Origin of the sequence: Bartonella taylorii (assembly GCF_023920105.1) — a bacterium.
Classification (GTDB): Bacteria; Pseudomonadota; Alphaproteobacteria; order Rhizobiales; family Rhizobiaceae; genus Bartonella; species Bartonella taylorii.
This window is the reverse complement of sequence record NZ_CP083693.1, coordinates 1,801,527-1,825,957: the sequence shown is the minus strand read 5'-3', so window position 1 is coordinate 1,825,957 and position 24,431 is coordinate 1,801,527. Positions and strand designations below refer to the sequence as shown.

Sequence of the window (24,431 nt, the reverse complement as noted above, 5' to 3'; positions counted from 1 at the left end):
TTATTCTCCCCTTAGTAAACGCGTTTTTTAGGCGCAATACGCTCTAAATCAATACCGCCATCTGCTTCAGATGTTAACGGCTCCACATGGACAGGACGATACGACAACGTTACCTTTCCTTCTTTTGATAAATGTGAAAGTGTATGTTTACGCCAATTTTTGTCGTCACGCTCTGGATAATCTTCACGTGCATGCGCTCCCCGACTTTCTAGACGTGCTTCTGCTGAATAAACAGTTGTTATTGCATTGGCCATGAGATTTTCAAGTTCTAATGTTTCAACCAAATCAGAATTCCATATCAATGAGCGATCTGTTACTTTGAGATCAGACAGTTCACCCCAAATTTGGCTTATACGCTGACATCCTTGTTGCAAAGAATCTGCTGTACGGAATACAGCAGCATCCTCCTGCATAGTGCGTTGCATTTTTTCACGCAACACGGCGGTTGGTATCCCCCCTTGAGCAAAGCGTAAACGATCAAACCGCGCCATAATTTCGTCAACGGCTGATTCATTGAGAGGTGGAATTTCTGCATCGCGGTCAATCACTTCACCAGCACGAATCGCAGCTGCACGCCCAAACACAACAAGATCAATCAATGAATTCGAACCCAAGCGATTGGCTCCATGGACAGAAGCACACCCAGCTTCTCCCACTGCCATCAAACCTGGTTGAACACGATCCGGTGAATCTGCCGTTGGATTGAGAACTTCCCCATAGTAATTGGTGGGAATACCACCCATATTATAATGAACTGTTGGAAGAATGGGGATAGGTTCCTTTGTTACATCAACACCTGCAAAAATCCGTGCTGATTCAGAAATCCCCGGCAACCGCTCATGTAATATAGCAGGATCAATATGGTTAAGAACTAAATGAATATGATCCTTCTTCGGACCAATACCACGTCCTTCACGGATTTCAAGCGTTATACAACGCGAAACAAGATCACGTGAAGCCAAATCTTTAAAGGAAGGCGCATAGCGCTCCATAAAGCGTTCACCTTCAGAATTGACCAAATAGCCACCTTCACCACGCGCCCCTTCTGTGATTAAGCAACCAGAACCATAAATACCTGTAGGATGGAATTGAACAAATTCCATATCTTGGAGTGGCAGCCCGGCACGCGCGATCATTCCACCGCCGTCACCCGTACAAGTATGTGCTGATGTTGCTGAAAAATAAGCACGCCCATAGCCACCCGTTGCGAGAACAACCATTTTAGCGGAAAAACGGTGTATTGTACCATCATCAAGATTCCACGCCACAACACCTGTACAAACACCATTTGTCATAATCAAATCAAGAGCAAAATATTCAATAAAAAACTGCGCATTATGCTTTAAACTCTGTCCATAAAGTGTATGCAAAATCGCATGCCCCGTACGATCAGCTGCTGCGCAAGTGCGCTGGACTGGCGGGCCTTCTCCAAACTCTGTCGTATGTCCCCCAAAGGGTCGTTGATAAATTTTACCTTCTTGCGTACGAGAAAAGGGCACCCCATAATGTTCTAATTCGTACACAGCAGCGGGTGCATTACGTACCAAATATTCCATTGCATCGGTATCACCCAGCCAATCAGACCCCTTCACCGTATCGTACAAATGCCATTGCCAATTGTCAGGCCCCATATTCGAAAGTGACGCTGCGATACCACCCTGTGCTGCAACCGTGTGCGACCGAGTTGGGAAAACCTTTGTGATACAAGCTGTTTTCAACCCTTGTTCCGCCATTCCAAGCGTTGCACGTAAACCCGCACCACCCGCACCAACGACAACAACATCAAATTTATGATCCACAGTGTGATAAGGGGCATTACCTGCTCTAGCCCCCAGAGACGATCCTTTGCTCACCATATCGTTTAACCTCCCAATGCAATCTTTAAGAGAGCAAAAATGATGACACCACCTAGAGCAAAACAAAATAAAACATTCAGTGCCAAAAATAACATCCGCACATTTTCACGCGGAATATAATCCTCAATAACAACCTGCATTCCAAGTTTCATATGGTAAAGAACCGAAAAAGTCAGCAATCCCATCAAAATAGCAACAACAGGATGTGCAAATCTCGCACGAACAATGCTATAGTCCTTTCCAACAAGTGAGAGAACAAGAACAATGAAAAATATTAAAAGCGGCAGATTTATAAAACCTGTTAGACGCTGTAGCCAAAAATGTTCTGTTCCTTCATGCGCACTTCCACGTCCACGTACTTTCCCAAGTTCTGTTCGAAAGTCTTTTTTCATATCTCTTTCCCCCAACTAGACAATGCTATATCCAATAATCCAAATCGCAATAGTAACAATAAGAGAAATAAATACTGTCGCCCACGCAGTGACCGTAGCCTTCTCTTTAGCCAAAAGGCAAGGTTTTAGGTCCCAAACAATGTGGCGAATACCTCCAACCATATGATGAACTCCAGCAAGAGTATAAAGAAACAAAACACAAAGCCCAGGCAAAGAACCATAAATCTCATTCAACGCTCTAAACGCCTCAGCTCCACAAGCAATTGAAATTAACCAAAGAGCGAGAAAGACCATTCCGAAATAAAGAGCCACACCAGTGATACGATGTGCAATTGACATCGCCATAGTGATGGTCCAACGATAAATAGTTACATGAGGGGAACGAGGGCGCTCTTTCATCCTAATTGTCTCTGTCATAAAATATCCTGACCTGGCTCTTACTGCAACCGCATCATGAGCGATAGAACTCGCACAAAACGACCAAGTGCATCATCATTTCCACTTATTTGACATCTTAAAATGCCAAGATTACAGGTCGGTTATCTCAAATAACGGATTAAAGGTCACGCATAAAAAAACCGATTGTTCTACAGACGCAAGCCATAAAGCTCGCCCCAATCTAATACAATTTTATCGTCACGTCAAAGGCCTAACATTGTTTCTCAAATACAAACATACATTTTTTCAACTACACGCATGCCTGTTTTTAAAATATCAACGATATACCCTTCAAGGACCTGAGTTTCAGTCGTGATTTAAGAGAATTTAAAACAAAAAGACTCGGGAGAAAATCAACGTTTTTATGCGCACGCAAAGCCATTCCTTTAACCACAAAACGAATCATGGAAGACATAAAAGCTACTTTTGCACAAATGCTATTTGCAGAGTATTTATTCGGCACCTTGCGTTGTAGCATCTGCACTAACAGCCGCTGTTACTGCTCTCTCAGCAACCTTTTCACCCTTTTTCCGGTAATCTCTCTTTTCAGAGATACGCGCAGCTTTACCTCTCAAACCACGAAGATAATAAAGCTTTGCACGACGCACTTTACCTCGGCGCACAAGCTCAACACCTTCGATCAAGGGAGAATAAATCGGAAACACACGCTCAACACCTTCACCATAAGAAATCTTGCGTACTGTAAAGGTCTCATTCAACCCACCACCTGAACGCGCAATACAAATTCCTTCATAAGCTTGAACACGCGTGCGTGTACCTTCGGTCACGCGTACCATGACACGGACCGTATCCCCTGGCTGAAAAGCTGGAAGTTGGCGTTTTGCTTCAATTTTTGCACATTGTTCAGCTTCAAGCTGTGCGATAATATTCATTTCTTTTATCCTTCATGTTCTTTATCGAACAGTCAGAGCGCTCAACTCTTGCCAAAAAGCTTTTTCATACAAAGATAAAGAAGTTCTTTAGGCTATGCCTTACGCAGGAGCGAGTACACCATTCCTTCATTTTAATTTGGAATTACAGAAAACCCTTTACAGAAAAACTCTCCAAAAAGAGAGCCATGCAATACACTACCTTACAACATGAATCAAGTTTCCTGACGATTTTTATCATAAAGAGCATAAAGATCAGGACGACGTTGACGTGTCAACAATTCAGCTTGCTGTTGACGCCAATCCGCGATAGCTTGGTGATGGCCTGATGTCAATACCGGCGGAATACCCCGCCCTTCGAAAAGAGAAGGGCGCGTGTATTGAGGATGCTCAAGCAAACCATTTTCAAAACTTTCACATTTTGCAGAAGCCTCATTGCCCATAACTCCAGGCAAAAGACGTATAATAGCATCCAACAGAACCAATGCAGCCGTTTCCCCACCGGAAAGAATATAATCACCAATAGACACTTCTTCTAATTCCCGCGCTTCTATGACCCGTTCATCTACACCTTCAAAACGTCCACAAACCAAGGTTACACCGGTTTCACGCGCCAAAGAGCGTGCATAAGTTTGGTTAAAAGGGCGCCCACGCGGACTCATCAACAACCTTGGCGAATCATGTGGACAACTATCAAGTGCAGCGGCTAACACATCTGCCCGCATCACCATACCAGCCCCCCCACCAGCTGGTGTATCATCAACGCTATGGTGTTTATCCAAAGCAAAATCCCTAATCTGCACTGTCTCCAGTGACCATATTCCTCGCTCTAAAGCTTGCCCTGCTAAAGAATAACCTAAAAAACCTGGAAACATCTCAGGATAAAGCGTTAAAATACGCGCTTGAAACTTCATTTTTTATTCTTCCATCCTCACCTCTAGAGCAAACTCTATTAAATCAGCACCAATCGATGTATCATCACATCACAGTGTTTATCCAAAGCAAAATCGCTCATCTGCTCTGTATCCAACTCCCATATTCTTCACTTTAAAGCTTGTCTTGTTAAGAATACTCAAAAATTCAAGAAACATTTCAAGATTCTGCTAACCCATTTACTTGAAAGCGTATTCTTGCATTCCTTCACTTTCCACTTTCATTTTTCAAGCTATTTTCTTTTGTTATTTTCCCCTGTAGAACTTAAACCAGCAGCAACTGGATCAACAACAAGAAAACCAGAAGCAATGCAAATTTTTGGCACCGCCAATTTGCTAAAGGGGATAAGTACAGTTTTGCGCGTATTCAAACGTATTTCAAGCAAATCACCAGCCCCAAAATTAAAAAAACCACTCACCTCACCTAGAGTTTGACCGGCACAATCTCGGACATTAAGCCCAATTAAATCAACTTGATAAAATTCATCCTCTTCCAAATCATCCACCAATTGGTCGCGGACAACATAAAGGCGAATCCCTTTTAAAGCTTCAGCAGCACTGCGATCTTCAATTCCTTTAAAATGCACAATGGCATTGTTTTTTTGCACGCGAAACGTTACAATTTCATAAGAACGCCCCATATCATCATAAAGAACACCGTAAGTCTTTAAACGCTGTGGTTCAGCGCTTAGAGACTTAACCAAAACATCTCCTCTGATACCGTGAGCTGGACCAATAATGGCAAGATAGACTTTATTTTTAAGCTTTTTTTGATTATATTCCATGAAAAAATATCATCTCTCAAAAATGAACCCTTCAATCTGATAATTTTTTACTCAATTTTGTTGCTCTATCAGAAATCTTCCAAAAAGTCTTTCTTGGCAACAACAGCAAATTAAAACAAGGAGAAGCCTTATGGCAAATGTTATGCTATTTTACAAAGATATCACCCCAATCAACAAAATTACCCATAAAAACCTAAAATTTGCTCCTCCAAGCGATATGTCCTTTGCCAAAGATACCCACTGGGTTCCTTTAGCAAGTAGTGAATATTTTCAAGCTGCTCTAGACTATCCAATCTTGTTTATGTGTGCAGAAGACGAACAAAAGAAAAAACACTATACATCCGCCGCACTAGTAGGTCTTTCTAACGAAGAAAATGATTACATCACTTCCGACAAAAGCTGGGAACGAAATACTTATGTCCCAGCTTTTGTCCGTCGCTATCCTTTCGTTCTTGCACAATTTCAAAATGAAAAAGAGCTTTCTGTTTGTTTTGATCAGCAATCAGGCATGTTTAATGAAGTTGCAGGCACAGAACTTTTTAATTCGGATGGATCCATTTCACCCTTTATGGAAGAACGTATTCAGTTTCTTGAAAGCTTTAAAATCGCTATGGAAAAAACCTCTGAATTTATTGATGCCCTTGTAGAGATGGACCTTCTCAGCGAAAAATCAATCAATGTAAAAAACGACAAAGGTCTTTCAGCACAATTGGAACATTTCTGGGTTGTTGATGAAGAAAAACTGAATAAACTTTCTGCAAGCCAACTAGCCAAACTCCATAAAAATGGCTTTCTAGGATTGATTTTTGCGCATCTTATGTCAACACATAATCTTTTAAAAATACTCTCTCTAAAAGGTGAAAAGCGCCTTACGAACCATGAAGAACAATCGCAAAAAAAGATTAGCGACTCTGTAAATGACACACCTAAAAAGAAAGAGACTCTCAACTAGAGATGCCCGGAAAAGATGACGGTAGAAAAGATGAAAATGTCTTTCTGATTCCAGCTGACCATGCTGTTTTATCGGCAAGAAAAAATTGGTTAGATGGTCTTATAAGGACACGTCGCATGGCCACACAAACAGCTAAAGCCTATGAGCATGATACACGACAATTTTTGTCTTTTCTCTGTCAACATTTAGGACACCAACCAACCTTTAATGATCTCACCAATTTGCGCGTCATGGACTTGCGCGCTTATTTGGCTTATCGTCGCACGCACAATATAAGTGCCCGCTCTTTAAGCAGAGGGATGGCGGGTTTACGCTCTTTTTTTAACTACTTATCGCGCCAAGGAATAGTTAGCGTTCCTGCTGCTAAACTTGTGCGAACTCCAAAACAACCAAAATCGCTACCAAAACCTTTAGCGATAAAGTCAGCACTCCATATAGTCAAACAAGAAAATCAACAGGAAAATGAACCATGGATCACCGCCCGTAACGCTGCTGTTTTAATGCTTCTTTACGGCTGTGGAATGCGCATATCTGAAGCCTTAAGCCTCACACCAGAACAATTTTCCGATCCCCAAAGAACAAGCCTATTTGTAAAGGGAAAAGGTGGAAAAACACGTCTTGTCCCCCTCATCAAAGTCGTTTACGAAACTGTACAAAATTATCTCAAATGCTGCCCGTATCCTTTAGTGGACAATCAACCAATGTTCCGCGGCGCCCGAGGTGGTGTCTTACAGCCAGCCATTATTCAACGAGCCGTTCGAAATTTACGTGTAAACCTTGGTTTACCAGAAACTGCTACCCCCCATACACTACGTCATTCTTTTGCCACCCACCTTTTGTCACGAGGAGGAGATTTGCGCACTATTCAAGAACTCCTAGGCCATGCCTGCCTCTCGACTACACAAGCCTACACCCATGTTGATACAGACCACTTGCTGGAAATTTATCGAAAAGCACACCCCCGCTCTTGAAAAAATTTTAAACAACGAGGAAAATTAAACAGATTCAACCTCAAGTGCCAAAGCATGAACACAAGTTGCTAATTCTTTCTGTAAAACTTGATAAATCGCTCGATGTACCTCCACACGCTTCATACCAGAAAAAGAAGAAGACAGAATTTTCACCCGAAAATGCGTCTCCCCTTTACCATCAAAAGCATGCTCATCATGAGGATGCCCCTCATGAAGATGACTCTCGTTAATTACCTCAAGTTTTTGTGGATGAAAAGCGTCTTGGAGCTTCATCTGAATTGTTGTCTGGATTGCGGTAGACATTTTTTATTCCTTCATAAAATGAACGGTGTAATGCACCTTTTTCAATACTAAATGAGTGTGAAAATAAATTTTTCAAAAGTCAATTCTTGTCAAATCAACCGATTTTGCATAAACCTAAAGATATGACAATAACATCTAAATTATTCGACTCAATTCGAATCAGCTCTAATAAAAAGCAAAAAGCTGAATCAGAAGCACAACAGTGTCAATGGGAAGGTTGTGAAAAAACAGGAATCCATAAAGCACCAGCAGGTCGAAATCACGAAGGGCAATATCTATACTTTTGTATTGATCATGTACGTGCCTATAATAAAAATTTTAATTACTTCTCTGGTCTTAGCGATAAAGATATTGCAAAGTTCCAAAAGGATGCCCTCACAGGACATCGTCCAACATGGCCTACCGATTTTAGCAATAGCACGTCGAAAAAAACAGCAGCCAATTATGCACAAATTCGCTCTGGTACAGCTGCCTATCAAAATCGTATGCGCGACCCACTTACACTGTTTACTGGGCGTCATTCAGCCAATAGTTTTTCACGAAAATTAAAACCTTTAGAAGCCAAAGCTTTTGATACATTGGGATTACCAGCAAATGCTTCAGCTGAAGATATCAAAACAAAATATAAAGAACTGGTAAAGAAGCACCATCCTGATTCCAACGGTGGCAATCGTTCTTCAGAAGAGCGTTTTCGCGATGTTTTGCATGCCTATAATTTGCTCAAGAAAGCTGGTTTATGCTAACAAACAGCGGCACACACCCAAAGGAATTTTCTTCTGAACCATCTTGTTCCCATTGTACACCCACCTTAACTTATGCAAGAGTCAAGCCAGCACCATTATTCCTCTTTGCCAACTGATAACTTTGCAATTACTCTCATATTTAGACAATACATGAGAGGCATATTTTCTGCTGCCTTAAAAGGCTTGGTCCATACGCCAATCCAACTTATGCGTGCAAGTGAGTCATTTTTATTGATTCACCATAAACAGATTTGAAATGGAGAGAATATTCCTGTATTCGAAATTCTCGTTTAAGTTGCAAAATGATAAGTTGGTTTATTATTTTTCAGAAGCAGGTTAAAATATCTTCTAAAGTGTTTCTTTCCTATCCAAGACTCTCATTGTAAAGCATTGCATAAGTGTTCTAACTCTTGTATCGTTCTCAACGAACGAAAATAAATGGCATCCTTCCTTCCAGAAAAACAATGAAAAAAACAAAACTTCCCGTCGAAAATGTGCCCGATATTACGCTCTGCGCTCGTGATCTGTTTAATATTGATACGGATATGAAAGTGCCTGCTTTTAGCACAAAAAGCCCCCACGTTCCCGATGTAGATCCCGATTATCTTTTTGATCAACAAACAACTTTAGCGATTTTAGCAGGTTTTGCATTTAACCGCCGTGTTATGGTTTCTGGCTATCACGGTACAGGTAAATCAACACATATTGAACAAATTGCTGCACGTCTTAACTGGCCTTGTATCCGAATTAATCTCGACAGTCATGTTAGCCGCATTGATCTGGTAGGAAAAGATGCCATTGTTTTAAAAGATGGCTTACAAATCACTGAATTTAAAGAAGGTATTTTGCCATGGGCTTATCAAAACAATATTGCCCTTGTTTTCGATGAATATGATGCAGGCCGTCCCGATGTTATGTTTGTTATCCAACGCGTCCTTGAAGCCTCTGGACGGTTAAGCTTGCTTGATCAAAGCCGTGTCATCACACCTCATCCAGCATTTCGTCTTTTTGCAACTGCAAATACCATTGGCCTTGGCGATACGACAGGACTTTATCATGGTACACAACAAATTAATCAAGCGCAAATGGACCGTTGGTCTATCGTGACGATACTAAATTATTTGCCCCATAATAAAGAGATTGATATCGTTTGTTCAAAAGTCAAATCTTTTCAGACAACAGAAGGGAAAAAGACAATTTCACAAATGGTTCATGTTGCTGATATGGTACGCCAATCTTTTATTAATGGAGATCTTTCAACAGTCATGAGTCCACGCACTGTCATTACTTGGGCAGAAAATACAACAATTTTTCGAAATGTTGGCTTTGCCTTTAGGCTAACCTTTCTCAATAAATGTGATGAACTCGAACGCGCTACTGTCGCAGAATTTTATCAACGTGCCTTTGGGCAAGAACTTCCCGAATCACTCATTCATGGTGTTTTGCCTTAAGGGATATGTCAATCATGGCTACCGACACTGGCAACAAGAGCGAAAATCTCACAAACAATTCTCCCAACAACACTCTTGATGCTGAGGCTTTTAAAAAAGCACTTTCAACCTGTATTCGTGCAATTGCCGGCACACCTAACCTTGAAGTTTCCTTTAGTCATAACAGACCCTCCTTAAGTGGAAACGACGCACGCTTACCAGAATTACCACAGCATGCAACAGATAAAGATATAAAAATTACCCGCGGATTAGGCGATTCTATGGCTCTACGCAAAGCATGGCACGACAACAACATCCACACACAATTTGCACCACCAGAATCAGAAGCACGCGCTATCTTTGACGCTCTTGAGCAAACACGTGTTGAAACAATCGGCACTTTAGCCATGGAGGGAATTGCACAAAATCTTGATGTAATGCTCGCCGATAAATATCAAAGAGCCCATTATCAAAAGATTAGCAGCCAAAGTGAAGCGCCCATACAAGAAGCAATTGCACTTTTACTGCGCGAAAAAACAACAAAACGTTCTCCTCCAAAAGAAGCAGGACCTGTCTTGGAGTTATGGCGTCAAGAAATCGAACAAAAAGCCGCAACAGAACTGAACAAACTGACACATTATATTCATAATCAACATGCTTTTGCACAGATTGTTCGTCAAATGCTTGCCACACTCAAAATGGCAGAAAAACTAGAAGAAACTTCTGACAGTGAAAACAATAAAAAATTAAAAAACGACTGTGAACCACAAAGCCAAACAGAAGAAGAAAGCCAAAACAAAAAACACACCCAGAACAAAGAAAAAGCAACAACTGAACAAGAAAGCGATGTGCAAGACAAAGGGAAAACGCAAGCAACACAATCACACGACAATGATAAATTCGAGGAAGAACAAGAAAGAAGCCCTTGGCAAGGAAAATCAAACAAATCTAAACGCTTTCTCGCCGATTCAGAACAAATGGAAAGACTTGGCAATTATAAAGTTTTTACCCGTCAATTTGATGAAGTTTTGGAAGCAACAGATTTTTGTTCTGAAAGCGAATTGGATCGCTTGCGCCATTATCTTGATAAACAAATCAATCATCTCCAAAACATCGTTGGACGCTTAGCAAACCGCCTACAGCGCCGCCTTATGGCACAACAAAATCGTAATTGGAATTTTGACCTTGAGGAAGGATACCTCGATACAGCACGACTCCCACGCCTTATCATTGATCCCACACAACCGCTTTCTTTCAAAATGGAAAGTAATACGCAATTTCGAGATACTGTTGTTTCACTCCTCATTGATAATTCAGGCTCAATGCGAGGACGACCAATTACTGTTGCAGCAAGTTGTGCGGATATTTTGGCACAAACTCTTGAACGTTGTGGCGTTAAAACTGAAATTTTAGGCTTTACCACCAAAACTTGGAAAGGGGGAAAATCGCGCGAACAGTGGCTTAACCAAAACAAACCCCATAACCCAGGGCGCCTTAATGATTTATGTCATATCATCTATAAAAGTGCTGATACACCATGGCGTCGTGCACGGCGTAATTTAGGTTTAATGATGCAGGAGGGATTGCTGAAAGAAAATATTGATGGTGAAGCATTGATTTGGGCGCATCAACGCCTTTTATCACGGCGCGAACAGCGTCGTATTCTCATGGTTATTTCTGACGGAGCTCCTGTTGACGATTCAACACTGTCCGTTAATTCCAGCAATTATCTTGAAAGGCATTTACGCGCCGTGATTCAAGAAATCCAAACACATTCGCCTATAGAACTCATTGCCATTGGAATTGGTCATGACGTCACACGCTATTATCAACGCGCTGTAACAATTATGAATGCCGAAGAACTCGCCAATGCTATAACAAAACAATTAGAAACACTTTTTAGCGATAAAAAACTTTATTCTCATAAGAAATTTTAAAAAAAATCCTCAATCAGTGAGGTTATATTTTGACGTCAAAATACGCATCTATAAAAACCAGAGTCATCACTCTATTTGCCCCTAAAAGTTACAACTGCTCTCACATTTAGGCCATCCATGAAAGGCACTTTGAGTCTTTTCTCAAATGATTTTTTATCCACATATTAATCCCCACTCATAACATGCAAATGAATGATGATCATAATAAGAGGACTTAAAAGAGACAAAGCTTATTGTATTTGAAACTCTCATTCAAGTTGTAAAAGGATAAGTTATCCTTATAAATCGATGTGTTATTACAGAAATATGTTTACCAAACATGGCTCTAAAACGCTGCTCTTACAAAACACAACGTATAATCTTCTTAGCTTCAGGAAAACAAGAAAATAAGATTGTTATTTACGACCAACAAAAGATGAATCATCCTTTGAATTTTGATAAAGAGGAATTCCAACAGCGCTAAGGATTGTTCCATAAGGAATCAACATAAGAAGACTCATAACAATTTTTACCAAAAAATCGCCAAAAGCAAGTGAGAGCCATACTGGAAGCTCAAACCCCAAAAAAACAACGCTTTCCATAAGTGAACCATTAGCATACCCTGTCATCTGATCAATGAAGGTAAAAAAGTTAGAAAAAGCAAGAGCAAAAAACACAACAGTATCCAAAGCTGATCCAACTAACGCTGCTGCTAACGGCGCTTTCCACCACGTTTTACGTCGCAAAGGAGTAAAAACAACAATATCGAGGAGTTGCCCAAATAAAAATGCTAAACTGGAAGCAATTGCAAGCCGCGGCGTAGCTAGGATCCAAGAAACAAAAAAACCAGCAAAAAAACCAGCATAAACCACACGCCGTGCAGCAGATGGACCATAAAAACGATTAGTTAAATCATTAATCAAAAAAGCAATTGGATAGGTAAAAGCGCCATAGGTCAGAAGTTCATTCAACCCAAACCAATAGACAGGATACTGAACCAAAACATTAGAAGCAGTCACAGTAAGACACATTGCAAAGATAGAAAAAGCAATAAACCTTCTCTCTTGCTGTGCTAATAAAGAATCGCGCGCTGAAGACATTTTTTTAACTTGGGTAATGGAACCAATCAAACCGTAGAAAACTAAAAGAACATGCCCCCATAAAAAGGAAACAAATAACCCAGCAGCGTAATATATCAAAGACAATTACGCTGCTTGCTCAGCCTTTTGTTCAGCTTTTTTCTTAACAATTTGGCGCTTTAACAAGCGCGCACGTTGCGATAACTCTTTATCATCCGCTTTAACCAAAAAATCATCAAGACCACCGCGGTGCTCAACAGAACGCAAAGCACTTGCTGAAACACGCAAACGATAACTTTGCTGTAACACTTCCGAAATCAATGTCACATTGCAAAGATTTGGTAAAAAACGACGACGGGTTTTATTGTTTGCATGGCTAACATTATTACCATACAGAACCGTTTTTCCTGTCAATTCGCAGGCACGAGACATAAACTTCACCTTTAAACTCTAAAAAACTCTTCAATCCCAACACCTACAAAATAGAATGAACAGAAAAGGAGCACAACACTACCTTGAACGGGCATTATTGGGAAACTGTTTTTCTAATAGGGTGTCGACAACAAAAGGTCAAGTCTTTTGTAAAGCCTTTTGCATCCGTTATCGGCTCATTCTTTCTTCATTTCCCATATAAAGATATACAAAATGTTTTTTTTTAATGCTCACCGTGCTAAAAGAATGCTTACCATATTAAAAGGAAGCATCAATCATGACCCAAACAGATCCTTCCATAACAGAGCTTCAACAAAAGCACATCGGTTTTTCTTCACTTCTGTTCGGCATTTTATGTATATGTTTTTTCCTTCTCTTTAGTGCACTAGGTGTGTGGCAAGTACAACGGTTAAATTGGAAAACAAACCTCATCATCAGCGCCAATCAACGTGTTCATTTGCCTCCCATAAAAGCACCATCGCAAAATCAATGGGCGCATATCACTTTCGAAAAAGACGAGTATCGACCTGTCATCATCACAGGAAAATTTCTGACAGATAAAAATATTTTTGTCACTGCCGTTGCTCAAGATACCACAGGTTATTGGGTTTTGACTCCTTTACAAACAGCTGAAAACACACTGACCTTTGTGAATCGTGGTTTTATCCCCATGGACGCACGCCATGACTTTCAAAACTCAGAGCAATCACACACGAATACCCTACATTCTGCCACACAGATAAAACAAACTACAATCATAGGTCTGTTACGCATGAGCGAAAAAAATGGTTTTTTTCCACGCAAAAATAATCCTGACACGAACTTATGGTATACACGCGATCTTCCCGCTATGGCACAAAAGCTTGGTCTACCCACTGTTGCCCCTTATTTTATCGATGCTGGGAAAAAAACAGCCACACAAGCAACTCTTCCCATAGCTGGTTTGACCATTGTACACTTTCGGAACAATCATCTTGTCTATGCTATTACGTGGTTTACTTTAGCTGCAGGCGTTCTAGGAGCCTCTTTTTTTTTGTACTACGGCAAAAAAGCTAAAAAAGATAAAAAGCAACACCTCATAAAACATAGCTGTTCAATGGCTCTGCATTAAAATCATATATTCCATAGTAGAATACACCCACACACCATTGTGTTGAGAATTTTACACACCATTCCCTTTGCTTTTTCAAGAAACAGCACACACAAAGGTAAATACATAAAAATCACCCTTGCACGTACCCTCTTTATTGCAACAAAAACGAAGAGAAAAAATACCCACCCAAAAGACATTCCTCTCCTTACAATAAAGTACTCTCTCAAATGCCCTCACAAATTTTAGAAAGACTTATGAGAATAAAGCCGCGCAATTGAATCAATATTGCCACGATGAATACCAAGATCATTAAGTTCATATGTTGAAAGATGACTTAACGCATTAACTGTCCGACGATAACGACGCCAATTATTATAAAACCGCAGAATACTCATATCTTTTACTCAAACCCTATAATTGCTTTCTTTAGAGTATAAAGTAGAGCAAATTACAAAAAAGAGTTGTGCTATAACTTCATAACAGATATGCGCCTATAACACGATAGGCTTAACTAAAACTTTATCTCATCCGAAAAGATCACCCACAAAAACCGTTAATGACGAAAATGGCGTACACCTGTAAAAACCATGGCTAAACCATGCGCATCAGCAGCGGCAATCACCTCTTCATCACGCATTGATCCCCCCGGTTGAATAACTGCTGTTGCACCAGCTTCAGCAGCTGCTAATAAGCCATCTGCAAAAGGAAAAAAAGCATCCGATGCAACCACAGACCCTTTCGCAGGAGATTCTGTTAAGCCTGCTCTCCTTGCACTTTCTTCAGCTTTATACGCAGCGATTTTTGCTGAATCAATGCGGCTCATTTGGCCCGCACCAATTCCAACTGTTGCGCTGTTTTTTGCATAAACGATAGCATTTGATTTGACGTGCTTCACCACCCGAAAAGCAAAATGAAGATCACGCATTTCATCTTGACTTGGCACTCGCTTTGTTACCACTTGCAGTTTGAGATCATCAACTACCACATTATCACGTGACTGCACTAAAATCCCGCCCGCAAGCGTTTTGGCAATCAACCCTCCACAACGGGGATTAGGGACACCACCTGTTACCAGAAAACGAAGATTTTTTTTCCTCGCAATAATTTCACGTGCCGCCATTGTCGCATCAGGAGCAATAATCACTTCCGTGAAAATTTTAACAATCTCTTCCGCACATTCTTCATCAAGAGGTTGATTTAACGCAATAATTCCACCAAACGCTGAGACATTATCACACCGTAGAGCTTTCAAATAAGCCTCTTTCAAACTCCGCCCTTCTGCAACGCCACAAGGGTTTGCATGTTTAATAAGAGCAACAGCAGCAGTCCTTTTGGGATCAAATTCTGCCACAAGCTCAAATGCCGCATCTGTATCATTCATATTGTTATAAGAGAGTGCTTTGCCTTGCAAAAGTTCAGCTGTTGCAACACCATAACGTTTGTCACTATTGCGATAAAATGCCGCCTGTTGATGCGGATTTTCCCCATAACGCATAACGCTTTCAAGATGACCAGAAAAACTTTGCCAAGATGGTGTTTCAATTTTTAAATCCTGTGCAAACCATGCCGCTATCGCCGCATCATAAGCAGCAGTGTGTTCATAAGCACGCATTGCTAATTGACGTCGTATGGACAAGCTTAAACACCCATCATGCTTATTTAATTCAGTGAGAACCAACTCATAATCACGCACCGCTGTTACAACACCTGTATAAGCATGATTCTTTGCCGCAGCGCGGATCATTGCCGGTCCACCGATATCAATATTTTCAAGAATTGTTTGCCTATCCGCTCCAGATTGTGAAGTTTCTTCAAAAGGATAAAGATTCACTACCAGAAGATCGATTCCATTGATACCATATTTCTCCATCGCATCTGCATGGTTAGGATTTTCTCTTACCCCTAAGAGAGCACCATGAATTAAGGGATGGAGTGTTTTGACACGTCCATCCATTATTTCCGGAAACCCTGTAACTTCAGCAACATCTTTTACCGGTAAACCAGCAGTCATTAAGGCTTTAGCTGTTCCTCCTGTTGAAATCAATTCAACACCATAAGCGTGAAGCGCTTGTGCAAATGCAACCACACCCGTTTTATCAGACACAGAAAAAAGAACACGGCGAACCCGATGAAGATCAGGTATGGGAAAATTTTTTGCAACAACACCCATAACAGGAACCCTAAAAATGAAATGGTTAAAATTCTAACAGAACTGACTTATATGCATAAAATCAGTTTACACATTCATAGCACATGCCTTTATCAAAATACACTGAAAGGATAGAACGCTTTTTTTAACACACTAGAAAATAACTTTCTTTATCAATGTTATAAAAAAGCAAATCATTGTTCTAACGAACGGCGGATAAAACGCCAACGAACCTTTTCCTGAAATGCAGGACGAAAATATAAAACAATCTGTTGTGTGCGTTGCGGACCTGTTAATGCAGCAAAATCAATTGAATCTTCAAGACAAATATCAGCGTCAGGTGATATAAAATACCACACGTGCTCATCCCCCACAGCTAAACGCACACGCTTGCCATCGTAGTTGACTTGAACTTGCGGGTGAAGATGAAAGCGAACGGCAACATTATTTTGTTCACTTTGATCTACCTTATGTCTCTTGGAAGGCTCCTTGTTTGGCATAAAAAAGCGATCAAAACCCTCGATCATTTCCCCATTTGTCGCTAAAATAAGACCACGTTCATGAACAAGATTAAAAGGCCGCACATAACCATTATGACTCGCAATAAAACCCGTTTTCTCTGAATCCTCTATACGACGCACTTTAACATCCGTTGGTCCCTCAAGCAAAAATGAAACGCCACTTCTCTTTTTTTTATGAAAAATTCCTACCGAACAATCATTAATCGTTGCTGTTGAATGTGCTGCTGTGACACGCCCTAAATGTCGATATTCCTCACGCCCATAAGGATTAACACCCGTGTTGATAATAAAGCGGCTCCCCTGTGAAGACATTTCAAAAGACAAACACCCTGAACAAGCGTGCTCCGCAGCAGAGCGTGGGGGAAACTTTCCTGTATCCGCAAGCACTGTCGTTTTATTGGCTTGTAAACGCTGAAACCCTGAATGGCGTGCATAACTAAAAGGATGCCCCGCAGTCTCATCAAGCTGCAAAATTGCCAATAAGCGTTCGGGAACAAGGGGGCCAACCCCATTAAAATGCGCTAATGTTTGGTCTTCATGAATAAAAAATCGTAAAGCTGGCAACATACGCTCAACAGAATCAATCAAAACACGCGGTGCTGTTTCATTGCTGTGCATAAAAAGATGACGTAAAGACAATAAATCCGATAACAAATTGAGTAAAATGATAGGACTACGCGAAATATGTCCACCATCAACCAAGATTTGGTGTGAAAGCTCTTCGATGAGGAAGGTTTGCACCTTTTTTTTCATTGTCGTAGAAACAGGTAAAGCAAGAGATGCAAATGTCAAAGCTGCTGCTGCTTGTAAACGTTGATCATTGTTTTCCATACTAGAAATCGTGACACGCAAATAACGAAATTGGAAACCAAGCGCACGCAAAAAATGTTTTTCAAACCGCTCACTTGCTCCTTGCAAGAGCATTTTCGAATGACAGATCCACGAAATTAAACGCCGTGCCACAACCGGTGCACTCCAAGCAAGCCCCGTTACTTTTTTGCCACCATGATGAAGCCAATCTTCTAAGAGAGAACGCGCATGTGCCGCAGCTAAATCACTCTGTGCTGCCGCCATATGCCGCAACCAATGAAAATCATGAAGAGCTGCTTCCCATTCCGGTGTTGGTGGAACTAATGAAAAAGGGGAAGCAGCACCAGAATGAACAATATGGCCGGCAAAAGCAAAACGACCGTGATAAAATTCGTGTGCCATTACCGGATCAGCTAAATGCAAATCAACGGGATGTGCTAAAATTTTATGGGGACGAAACCCTGAAAATCGCCAACGAAACAGCGGTCCTACCCATAAACGCCGCATAAATTGGTGTGCCCCATATACTAAATCGGACGTTTTTACCTGAGGTCCTCTTACCGCAATTGCCACAATCTATCTCCATACATGCTGAATCATGTACAATTTCGGCCATTTTAGTAAATGAACCGTTAATTAAGATACTTTCCGCAAGCGCGCTGCAAAAAAACCATCCATTCCTAAAAACACTTTTTTCTCATCAGTAAAATTTTTGTGACAAAAATCAGCAGGCGTTGTTCGCAAAGTCCCCGCAAAAGTGAGCAAATGCGCCAGTGCGCCCATTTCCTCTGCACAAATAGGTTCTAAAACAATGTCACCACGTGCCGATAAAACTTTCTCAATGAGATCTTCACCTTCTTCTCTCGCCAATGAACAATTGGAAAAAACAATGCGTCCCCCCTTCTTTACCAAAGCAATTGCCGCCGAAAGTAAATCATATTGCAACGCCGCTAATTTAATGACATCGTCTATCGATTTCGTCCATAAAATATCCGGATGACGCCGTATTGTTCCTGTAGAAGAACAAGGAGCATCAAGAAGAACAGCATCAAAAAGCTGTTCGGGATGAAAATTTCTCACATCCCCCCGCCAAGTGCGAACTGAAAAATGAAGCCGCTCCATATTTTCTTTTAAGCGCTTTACTCGATTAGCAGACATATCAACAGCTGTCACATCAGCCCCCTGCAAAGCTAATTGTGCTGTTTTTCCTCCTGGACTCGCACAAAGATCAGCAACATTTTTGCCCTGAATATTTCCAAGTAAACAAGCAGGCAATGCTGCAGCAAAATCTTGCACCCACCAAGCCCCTTGCCTATAGCCTGGTAAATCAGAAACAGAACAATCCACATGGCTTAACCGAACCGAACCATTGGGTAAAACAACACCGCCAAGCCGCTTAGCCCATCCAACACTGTCGGATTTAACTGTCAAATCGAGAGGGGGCGGAGTACTTTGAATTTCTAAAATCTGTTCAGCCTTTTCTTTTCCATAAGCTGACATTAACAGCTCCCCAAACCACACCGGAATTCCTTCAACGGTAGGAAGCTGTTGGCGCAACACATCTGCCTCACGTGCAACATTGCGTAAAAGAGCATTAACCATCCCTGAAAAACGGTGCATACGAGGATCAAGTTTAGCTACACGCACCGCTAAATCAATCGCAGCATGATCAGGAATATCAAGGTAAAGAATCTGTGCCACACTGATATGCAAAAGATGTTGCAATGAAAATGCTTGCGAAGGCAAAGACCGCACCAAAAAGCGTGATAAAACAACTGTAATTTGTCCCCGATGACGCAACGCCGCTGCCAAAATAGCACGACACAGTAAACGATCTCGATGTGAAAAACTTAAATATTGTGGATGTCCATGTTCATTATCCGTTAAACCCGAAAGAGACGCATGCTTATCAAGCACCGCCCCTAAAAGACGAACACACACCTGCCGAACAGCTAACCCCGGAACATTTTTTTCGGACACCTGCCCCGCTTTCTCGTGCTTCAAAACAACACCTTTATGCTTTTGTTCTCTTAAAAGCTCTATGATCGAGTTCTTTTTGAATCTTCATAACGAAGCCAAGAAGGACGTTTTGTAACGCGTTGAACAGTACCATTTTCCTGATTATCTGATACACGGGTTTGCACATTATGCTCCAAATCTTCATAATCTAATCCCTTGCTTTTTTCATGCCAATCACCTTCTTTATTCCATCCCATACCTTTGCGTATAGCCCCCTTCATCTCCTCTGCTTGTCGACGAAGAGCCGCAATACGATTCGCAGTCGCCGGATGGGTAGAAAAAAGGCTATCAGCTCCTTCTCCGCTCAACGGATTGATAATAAACATATGTGCTGTTGCCGGATTATGCTCTGCTTCCTCATTGTATATTCCACGTCCACCATCGGCAATTTTACGCAATGCCGAAGCCAACCATAAAGGATTACCACATATTTCAGCTCCCCGCCGATCAGCAGCATATTCACGCGTACGACTAATAGCCATTTGCACCAACATTGCCGCAAAAGGCGCCACAAGCAAAGCAATAATGCCCCCAAGCCCTCCACCATGAGAATTTTCTGAAGAATTACGCGGCCCCCCCATAAAAAAAGCAAAATTCCCAAGCATAGAAATCGCTCCCGCAATCGTTGCAGTCAGAGTCATTGTTAACGTATCACGGTGCTCAATATGTGCTAGCTCATGCGCCATAACACCCGCAATTTCTTCCACACTCAATTGTTCTAACAACCCAGTACTCGCAGCAACAGCTGCATTTTGAGGATTACGTCCCGTAGCAAAAGCATTTGGCTGCGCACTCTCAATAACATAAACTTTTGGTTGAGGAAGAGAAGCTTTTTGTGCTAAATCGCTCACAATCTTATAATAAACTGGTGACGAATGCTGATCAACTTCACGCGCACCATACATGCGTAAAACGATTTTATCCGAATTCCAATAAGAAAAAAAATTCAAACCACTTGCCATCAAGAGAGCAATGATCATACCACTGCCCCCTCCAACAAGATAACCAACTCCCATAAAAAGAGCGGTCATAAAAGCCAAAAGCATTGCCGTGCGCATTATATTCATTACTCAAAAAACTCCATGATAAAAGACAATCATTTCTATATGATGGGGTTTTCTTTCTGCTTCTTCAATGGAATAGGTGTAAAATGGATAAAAAAGATAAGAAAATAAGCAAGCAAAATGCAACCACGGATAAACAGCAATCCCTCTCTCCCGCAGCACAACGCGCCCTAAACGAAGCTGAAGAAAGACGTAAGCATAAAATAAAGGAAGAAAGACCTTTAGAAAATGGTGGACGCGGTGGCAAAGACCCTTCACGCTATGGAGACTGGGAAATTAAAGGCCGCGCCATTGATTTTTAAAAGAATCATATTGACTTAAAAAACAAACACCCTCTTAAAGAAAATCCGTTTTTGCCTGCCAAAAACGGATAATAGTTATTCTTCTCTACAAATCTACAAAAGTTTTAAAAGTACAGTTTATTACTTTTAAGAGCGATCACGCTTCTTCTGCTACTGCAGCAGCCGCTTCTTCAGCAGCTTGCTTTGCTGCTGCAATGCGCTCTTGTGCCTTTTTGCCAGGTTCACCTTTGTGCGGATTATTGCGGGCTGGACGCTTTTTTAAACCAGCCGCATCCAAAAACCGTAAAACGCGATCTGTTGGCTGTGCACCTTGACCAAGCCAATATTGAATACGTTCTTCGTTCAGCTTCACACGTGGTCCATCTTTAGGCAACATGGGATCCCATGCACCAACACGCTCAAGAAACCGCCCATCACGCGGACTACGAACATCCGCAACCACAATGTGATAGTAAGGACGCTTTTTAGAGCCTCCACGGGACAAACGAATTTTTAATGCCATATTTTATCTCCTATTTTCAGCTCTGGCTTTCGTTTAAATTTACTTGTTTTGTTTTTGTTCTTCAGCAATCAACTCATGATGATGCACAACCTCTTTAATGATAAACTTCAAAAATCTTTCAGCAAAATCAGGATCGAGATGGCTGTCTATAGCCAATTGCCGTAACCGCTCAACTTGACGCTGCTCACGCAAAGCATCGACTTTAGGCAAATCATAACGGGCTTTTAACTGCCCAACAGCTTGCGTACAACGAAAACGCTCTGCCAAAATATGAACCAACGCTGCATCAAAATTATCAATAGAGGCACGCAAATGGGCTAATTCATTCAATATTTTCTCCTGCATGATATTTCCTTCTTTCTTTACATCTTATTTTTTCTTGAGATGCTGAGGAAACATCCCCTTATCGGCAGTGTTATTGGAAAGACTAGGAAAAGTAAGCCCGCCACGCCCTGGAAGACCAGGTAAAGCCTTCCCTCCATTACTACTTTCAATCTGTTTTTGAAGTGTTGAGAGCTGCTTTGGATCAAACCCCGATAAATCAGGCAGAACTTCTGAATCGCTACCAACAGCTCCCATACTACCAAGCCCCATCTTAGCACCAAGCCCTCCTAACATTTTTCCCATCAAACCGCCTTTGCCCTTACCTCCCATAGCTTTGATCATATCAGCCATTTGACGATGCATTTTCAAAAGCTTATTAATATCAGCAGCACTTGTACCAGAACCCCTAGCAATCCGTTGTTTACGACTATGTTTCAAAATTTCAGGATGAGCACGCTCTATGGGGGTCATTGACGAAATAATAGCCAATTGACGATTAAACAAACGATCATCAAGTCCCGCAGCAGCAATCTGATCTTTTACCTTACCAAAACCAGGCAACATTCCCATAATGCCGCCCATTCCCCCAAGCTTTTTCATTTTCTGCAATTGTTCTGCAAGATCATTGAGATCGAATTTTCCAGCCTGCATTTTCTTTGCAAAAGCGGCCGCTTTCTCATGATCCATTGTTTCAGCAGCTTTTTCAACTAAAGAAACAATATCACCCATTCCGAGAATACGATCAGCGATGCGGCTGGGATGGAACTCTTCCAAAGCATCTATTTTTTCACCAGTTCCAATTGCTTTAATCGGCTTCCCTGTAACAGCACGCATTGAAAGAGCCGCACCACCACGACCATCACTATCCATACGTGTTAAAATAATTCCTGTAATTCCTACACGCTCATCAAAAGAACGTGCAAGATGAACAGCGTCTTGACCAGTAAGACTATCAGCAACCAACATAATTTCATGAGGCAGAGAACATGCTTTAATCGCAGCCAATTCAAGCATTAAAGCTTCATCAATATGGTTACGGCCTGCTGTATCAAGAATCAACACATCATAACCGCCTAGTTTAGCTGCTTGTACCGCACGTGTTGCAATATCGACGGGAGACTGACCCGCAATAATAGGCAAACTTGCAAGTTGTGCCTGCTCTCCTAATTGGCGGAGTTGTTCCTGTGCTGCAGGACGGCGTGTATCTAATGACGCCATGAGAACTTTTTTATTATTTTTGTCCGTGAATCGCTTTGCGAGCTTTGCTGTTGTTGTTGTTTTTCCCGAACCTTGTAAACCAATCATCATGATAACAACAGGTGCCGGTGCATTTAAATCACTCAGAACGCCTTCATTTCCAAGAACATTAACCAATTCATCATGAACAATTTTGACAACCATCTGTCCAGGTTTAATTGATTTAACAATTGCAGCCCCAACAGCTTTTTCACGAACCCTATCGGTAAAAGAACGCGCGACATCAAGTGCAACATCAGCTTCCAATAAAGCGCGACGAATTTCGCGCAGAGCCTCTGCTACATCCTGATCCGACAAAGCTCCACGCCCTGTCAAATGAGACAGTATGGAGCCAAGGCGCTCTTGTAAGGATTCAAACATTATCTACCTCATTGCTGCATAACACACAAACCAAAGTGGCATCCGAGGACGCATCGCGTTGTCGGATGTTGACCTCTGAGATCTCTTTATACCCTTAAAACGGGGTCTCAGTCAGTGGCTCCAAGTTAATTTTGTACCGAAAGCTCGTTCTTTCAAACAATAAAACCCTACCTTTGTCAAGATTTATCATACAATACCTTTAAAGAGAGCAAAAACTATACTTCAAAACTCTCAACCTCAACAGGCATAAAACAACCTGTTTCCTGTTCCATATTCCATAATTCACCGCTTGAAATATTAAACCAAACCCCATGCAACGTTAAAATACCCTGATCTTTTCTCGCCTTTATCCACGGAAATGTTTCTAAATTCTTCAATGAATCACGAATAGAAAGTTGCTCTAATGCAATCTGCTGTTCTAACGCGGACAGCGACTTATTGCCAATAACTGCTTGTGCTGCTGGCGCCAAAAGGCTTATCCATTGACCAATAAAATCATTTGACGATAGAGACTTACACGCCCCCTTAAGAGCAGTGCTAATCCCCCCACAATGCGCATGACCAAAAACAACAATATGCTTAACTTCAAGCAATTGCACTGCATATTCAATAGCTGCTGATGTTGCGTGATATTGGTCATCAGGAGAAAAAGGAGGAACCAAATTTGCTACATTACGTAGCGTAAAAATTTCACCTGGTTTAGTATCAAAAACTGTTTCTGGTACTGCACGCGAATCACAACACGCAATGACCAAAACCTCAGGTTTTTGCCCCTCAAGCGCTAATTGTTGATAATGCGCTGTTTTATATGAAAAATGGTCTTTTATAAAGGATCGGTAACCACTTAAAAGTCTTTCTGGCAACATCATTCTCTATTTACTTTCATTTTGTATATTTTAACAAACAAACTA

24 protein-coding genes and 1 pseudogene are annotated in these 24,431 nt (G+C 41.3%); 7 read left to right on the top strand and 18 right to left on the bottom strand.

Features of this window, described 5'->3' with window-relative positions; genetic code table 11:
• Positions 1–11: 11 nt before the first annotated feature.
• From sdhA to rimM, 6 genes are all read right to left on the bottom strand, one after another.
• Positions 12–1,856 (bottom strand): succinate dehydrogenase flavoprotein subunit, encoded by a 1,845-nt coding sequence (gene sdhA, locus LBE40_RS07790; RefSeq protein ID WP_004857905.1) that lies wholly within the window; start codon positions 1,854–1,856, stop codon positions 12–14.
• Between the two features lie 5 nt (positions 1,857–1,861).
• Positions 1,862–2,248, bottom strand: coding sequence for a succinate dehydrogenase, hydrophobic membrane anchor protein (gene sdhD / locus LBE40_RS07785; RefSeq protein WP_004857907.1), 387 nt, complete (start codon positions 2,246–2,248; stop codon positions 1,862–1,864).
• A gap of 15 nt (positions 2,249–2,263) precedes the next feature.
• Entirely contained in the window at positions 2,264–2,665 is a 402-nt protein-coding gene (sdhC, locus tag LBE40_RS07780) for a succinate dehydrogenase, cytochrome b556 subunit (protein WP_004857910.1), read from the bottom strand.
• 473 nt (positions 2,666–3,138) lie between these two features.
• On the bottom strand, positions 3,139–3,579 hold the full coding sequence (gene rplS / locus LBE40_RS07775; RefSeq protein ID WP_004857912.1) for a 50S ribosomal protein L19: 441 nt from the start codon (positions 3,577–3,579) through the stop codon (positions 3,139–3,141).
• Between the two features lie 212 nt (positions 3,580–3,791).
• Positions 3,792–4,490, bottom strand: coding sequence for a tRNA (guanosine(37)-N1)-methyltransferase TrmD (trmD, locus tag LBE40_RS07770; RefSeq protein ID WP_004857914.1), 699 nt, complete (start codon positions 4,488–4,490; stop codon positions 3,792–3,794).
• A 251-nt stretch (positions 4,491–4,741) separates the two neighbouring features.
• Positions 4,742–5,293, bottom strand: a complete 552-nt coding sequence (gene rimM / locus LBE40_RS07765) for a ribosome maturation factor RimM (RefSeq protein WP_004857916.1) — start codon at positions 5,291–5,293, stop codon at positions 4,742–4,744.
• Positions 5,294–5,423: 130 nt separating this feature from the next.
• Here rimM and LBE40_RS07760 point away from each other — a divergent pair, with 130 nt between their 5' ends.
• Together LBE40_RS07760 and LBE40_RS07755 are read left to right on the top strand one after the other, a co-directional pair.
• Entirely contained in the window at positions 5,424–6,245 is an 822-nt protein-coding gene (locus LBE40_RS07760) for a SapC family protein (RefSeq protein ID WP_004857918.1), read from the top strand.
• Positions 6,246–6,247: 2 nt separating this feature from the next.
• Complete coding sequence (locus LBE40_RS07755; RefSeq protein WP_004857920.1) at positions 6,248–7,216, top strand: tyrosine recombinase XerC; 969 nt, start codon at positions 6,248–6,250, stop codon at positions 7,214–7,216.
• 24 nt (positions 7,217–7,240) lie between these two features.
• On the opposite strand, the gene LBE40_RS07750 is transcribed toward LBE40_RS07755, so the two are convergent.
• A complete protein-coding gene (locus LBE40_RS07750) occupies positions 7,241–7,519 on the bottom strand; it encodes a BolA family protein (RefSeq protein WP_004857923.1) in 279 nt (92 codons plus the stop codon).
• Between the two features lie 122 nt (positions 7,520–7,641).
• Between LBE40_RS07750 and LBE40_RS07745 the strand changes: the two genes are divergently transcribed.
• The 3 genes from LBE40_RS07745 to cobT all read left to right on the top strand — a co-directional run bounded on the left by LBE40_RS07745 (position 7,642) and on the right by cobT (position 11,629).
• Positions 7,642–8,262 (top strand): J domain-containing protein, encoded by a 621-nt coding sequence (locus tag LBE40_RS07745; protein WP_004857925.1) that lies wholly within the window; start codon positions 7,642–7,644, stop codon positions 8,260–8,262.
• A gap of 464 nt (positions 8,263–8,726) precedes the next feature.
• Positions 8,727–9,713, top strand: a complete 987-nt coding sequence (cobS, locus tag LBE40_RS07740) for a cobaltochelatase subunit CobS (RefSeq protein ID WP_004857927.1) — start codon at positions 8,727–8,729, stop codon at positions 9,711–9,713.
• Between the two features lie 14 nt (positions 9,714–9,727).
• Entirely contained in the window at positions 9,728–11,629 is a 1,902-nt protein-coding gene (gene cobT, locus LBE40_RS07735) for a cobaltochelatase subunit CobT (RefSeq protein WP_004857929.1), read from the top strand.
• Between the two features lie 395 nt (positions 11,630–12,024).
• Here the strand turns inward: cobT and LBE40_RS07730 are convergent, their stop codons facing one another.
• A complete protein-coding gene (locus tag LBE40_RS07730; protein ID WP_040296855.1) occupies positions 12,025–12,708 on the bottom strand; it encodes a queuosine precursor transporter in 684 nt (227 codons plus the stop codon).
• A 105-nt stretch (positions 12,709–12,813) separates the two neighbouring features.
• Positions 12,814–13,119 carry a 50S ribosomal protein L28 gene (rpmB, locus tag LBE40_RS07725; RefSeq protein WP_004857934.1) on the bottom strand — a complete coding sequence of 102 codons (306 nt, stop codon included), beginning with the start codon at positions 13,117–13,119 and terminating at the stop codon, positions 12,814–12,816.
• A 277-nt stretch (positions 13,120–13,396) separates the two neighbouring features.
• Between rpmB and LBE40_RS07720 the strand changes: the two genes are divergently transcribed.
• Positions 13,397–14,230: an SURF1 family protein gene (locus LBE40_RS07720; protein ID WP_004857936.1), complete on the top strand. Its 834-nt coding sequence runs from the start codon at positions 13,397–13,399 to the stop codon at positions 14,228–14,230.
• Between the two features lie 224 nt (positions 14,231–14,454).
• Here LBE40_RS07720 and LBE40_RS07715 read toward each other — a convergent pair whose 3' ends face one another.
• The 5 genes from LBE40_RS07715 to htpX form a co-directional block, all read right to left on the bottom strand.
• Positions 14,455–14,607 (bottom strand): DUF1127 domain-containing protein, encoded by a 153-nt coding sequence (locus LBE40_RS07715; protein ID WP_004857940.1) that lies wholly within the window; start codon positions 14,605–14,607, stop codon positions 14,455–14,457.
• 158 nt (positions 14,608–14,765) lie between these two features.
• On the bottom strand, positions 14,766–16,382 hold the full coding sequence (gene purH / locus LBE40_RS07710; RefSeq protein ID WP_004857942.1) for a bifunctional phosphoribosylaminoimidazolecarboxamide formyltransferase/IMP cyclohydrolase: 1,617 nt from the start codon (positions 16,380–16,382) through the stop codon (positions 14,766–14,768).
• A 173-nt stretch (positions 16,383–16,555) separates the two neighbouring features.
• Positions 16,556–18,265 (bottom strand): heparinase II/III family protein, encoded by a 1,710-nt coding sequence (locus tag LBE40_RS07705; protein ID WP_004857944.1) that lies wholly within the window; start codon positions 18,263–18,265, stop codon positions 16,556–16,558.
• Positions 18,266–18,328: 63 nt separating this feature from the next.
• Positions 18,329–19,696, bottom strand: coding sequence for an RsmB/NOP family class I SAM-dependent RNA methyltransferase (locus tag LBE40_RS07700; RefSeq protein WP_004857946.1), 1,368 nt, complete (start codon positions 19,694–19,696; stop codon positions 18,329–18,331).
• Positions 19,697–19,731: 35 nt separating this feature from the next.
• Positions 19,732–20,778 carry a zinc metalloprotease HtpX gene (htpX, locus tag LBE40_RS07695; protein WP_004857947.1) on the bottom strand — a complete coding sequence of 349 codons (1,047 nt, stop codon included), beginning with the start codon at positions 20,776–20,778 and terminating at the stop codon, positions 19,732–19,734.
• A gap of 83 nt (positions 20,779–20,861) precedes the next feature.
• Here htpX and LBE40_RS07690 point away from each other — a divergent pair, with 83 nt between their 5' ends.
• Positions 20,862–21,077 carry a DUF1674 domain-containing protein gene (locus tag LBE40_RS07690; RefSeq protein ID WP_004857950.1) on the top strand — a complete coding sequence of 72 codons (216 nt, stop codon included), beginning with the start codon at positions 20,862–20,864 and terminating at the stop codon, positions 21,075–21,077.
• 136 nt (positions 21,078–21,213) lie between these two features.
• On the opposite strand, the gene rpsP is transcribed toward LBE40_RS07690, so the two are convergent.
• The 4 genes and pseudogenes from rpsP to LBE40_RS07670 form a co-directional block, all read right to left on the bottom strand.
• The gene (rpsP, locus tag LBE40_RS07685; RefSeq protein ID WP_004857952.1) at positions 21,214–21,579 is read right to left on the bottom strand and encodes a 30S ribosomal protein S16; all 366 of its coding nucleotides are present in this window, start codon (positions 21,577–21,579) and stop codon (positions 21,214–21,216) included.
• Between the two features lie 16 nt (positions 21,580–21,595).
• A pseudogene (locus LBE40_RS07680) lies at positions 21,596–21,924 on the bottom strand (chorismate mutase).
• Positions 21,925–21,948: 24 nt separating this feature from the next.
• Positions 21,949–23,520 (bottom strand): signal recognition particle protein, encoded by a 1,572-nt coding sequence (gene ffh / locus LBE40_RS07675; protein WP_004857956.1) that lies wholly within the window; start codon positions 23,518–23,520, stop codon positions 21,949–21,951.
• 215 nt (positions 23,521–23,735) lie between these two features.
• Positions 23,736–24,389, bottom strand: coding sequence for a carbonic anhydrase (locus LBE40_RS07670; protein WP_040296788.1), 654 nt, complete (start codon positions 24,387–24,389; stop codon positions 23,736–23,738).
• Positions 24,390–24,431: the final 42 nt, after the last annotated feature.

Coding starts and splice junctions, on each gene's coding strand:
- sdhA (WP_004857905.1), bottom strand. CDS start 1,856: ATGGTGAGCAAAGGATCGTCTCTGGGGGCTAGAGCAGGTAATGCCCCT.
- sdhD (WP_004857907.1), bottom strand. CDS start 2,248: ATGAAAAAAGACTTTCGAACAGAACTTGGGAAAGTACGTGGACGTGGA.
- sdhC (WP_004857910.1), bottom strand. CDS start 2,665: ATGACAGAGACAATTAGGATGAAAGAGCGCCCTCGTTCCCCTCATGTA.
- rplS (WP_004857912.1), bottom strand. CDS start 3,579: ATGAATATTATCGCACAGCTTGAAGCTGAACAATGTGCAAAAATTGAA.
- trmD (WP_004857914.1), bottom strand. CDS start 4,490: ATGAAGTTTCAAGCGCGTATTTTAACGCTTTATCCTGAGATGTTTCCA.
- rimM (WP_004857916.1), bottom strand. CDS start 5,293: ATGGAATATAATCAAAAAAAGCTTAAAAATAAAGTCTATCTTGCCATT.
- LBE40_RS07760 (WP_004857918.1), top strand. CDS start 5,424: ATGGCAAATGTTATGCTATTTTACAAAGATATCACCCCAATCAACAAA.
- LBE40_RS07755 (WP_004857920.1), top strand. CDS start 6,248: ATGCCCGGAAAAGATGACGGTAGAAAAGATGAAAATGTCTTTCTGATT.
- LBE40_RS07750 (WP_004857923.1), bottom strand. CDS start 7,519: ATGTCTACCGCAATCCAGACAACAATTCAGATGAAGCTCCAAGACGCT.
- LBE40_RS07745 (WP_004857925.1), top strand. CDS start 7,642: ATGACAATAACATCTAAATTATTCGACTCAATTCGAATCAGCTCTAAT.
- cobS (WP_004857927.1), top strand. CDS start 8,727: ATGAAAAAAACAAAACTTCCCGTCGAAAATGTGCCCGATATTACGCTC.
- cobT (WP_004857929.1), top strand. CDS start 9,728: ATGGCTACCGACACTGGCAACAAGAGCGAAAATCTCACAAACAATTCT.
- LBE40_RS07730 (WP_040296855.1), bottom strand. CDS start 12,708: ATGTCTTCAGCGCGCGATTCTTTATTAGCACAGCAAGAGAGAAGGTTT.
- rpmB (WP_004857934.1), bottom strand. CDS start 13,119: ATGTCTCGTGCCTGCGAATTGACAGGAAAAACGGTTCTGTATGGTAAT.
- LBE40_RS07720 (WP_004857936.1), top strand. CDS start 13,397: ATGACCCAAACAGATCCTTCCATAACAGAGCTTCAACAAAAGCACATC.
- LBE40_RS07715 (WP_004857940.1), bottom strand. CDS start 14,607: ATGAGTATTCTGCGGTTTTATAATAATTGGCGTCGTTATCGTCGGACA.
- purH (WP_004857942.1), bottom strand. CDS start 16,382: ATGGGTGTTGTTGCAAAAAATTTTCCCATACCTGATCTTCATCGGGTT.
- htpX (WP_004857947.1), bottom strand. CDS start 20,778: ATGAATATAATGCGCACGGCAATGCTTTTGGCTTTTATGACCGCTCTT.
- LBE40_RS07690 (WP_004857950.1), top strand. CDS start 20,862: ATGGATAAAAAAGATAAGAAAATAAGCAAGCAAAATGCAACCACGGAT.
- rpsP (WP_004857952.1), bottom strand. CDS start 21,579: ATGGCATTAAAAATTCGTTTGTCCCGTGGAGGCTCTAAAAAGCGTCCT.
- ffh (WP_004857956.1), bottom strand. CDS start 23,520: ATGTTTGAATCCTTACAAGAGCGCCTTGGCTCCATACTGTCTCATTTG.
- LBE40_RS07670 (WP_040296788.1), bottom strand. CDS start 24,389: ATGATGTTGCCAGAAAGACTTTTAAGTGGTTACCGATCCTTTATAAAA.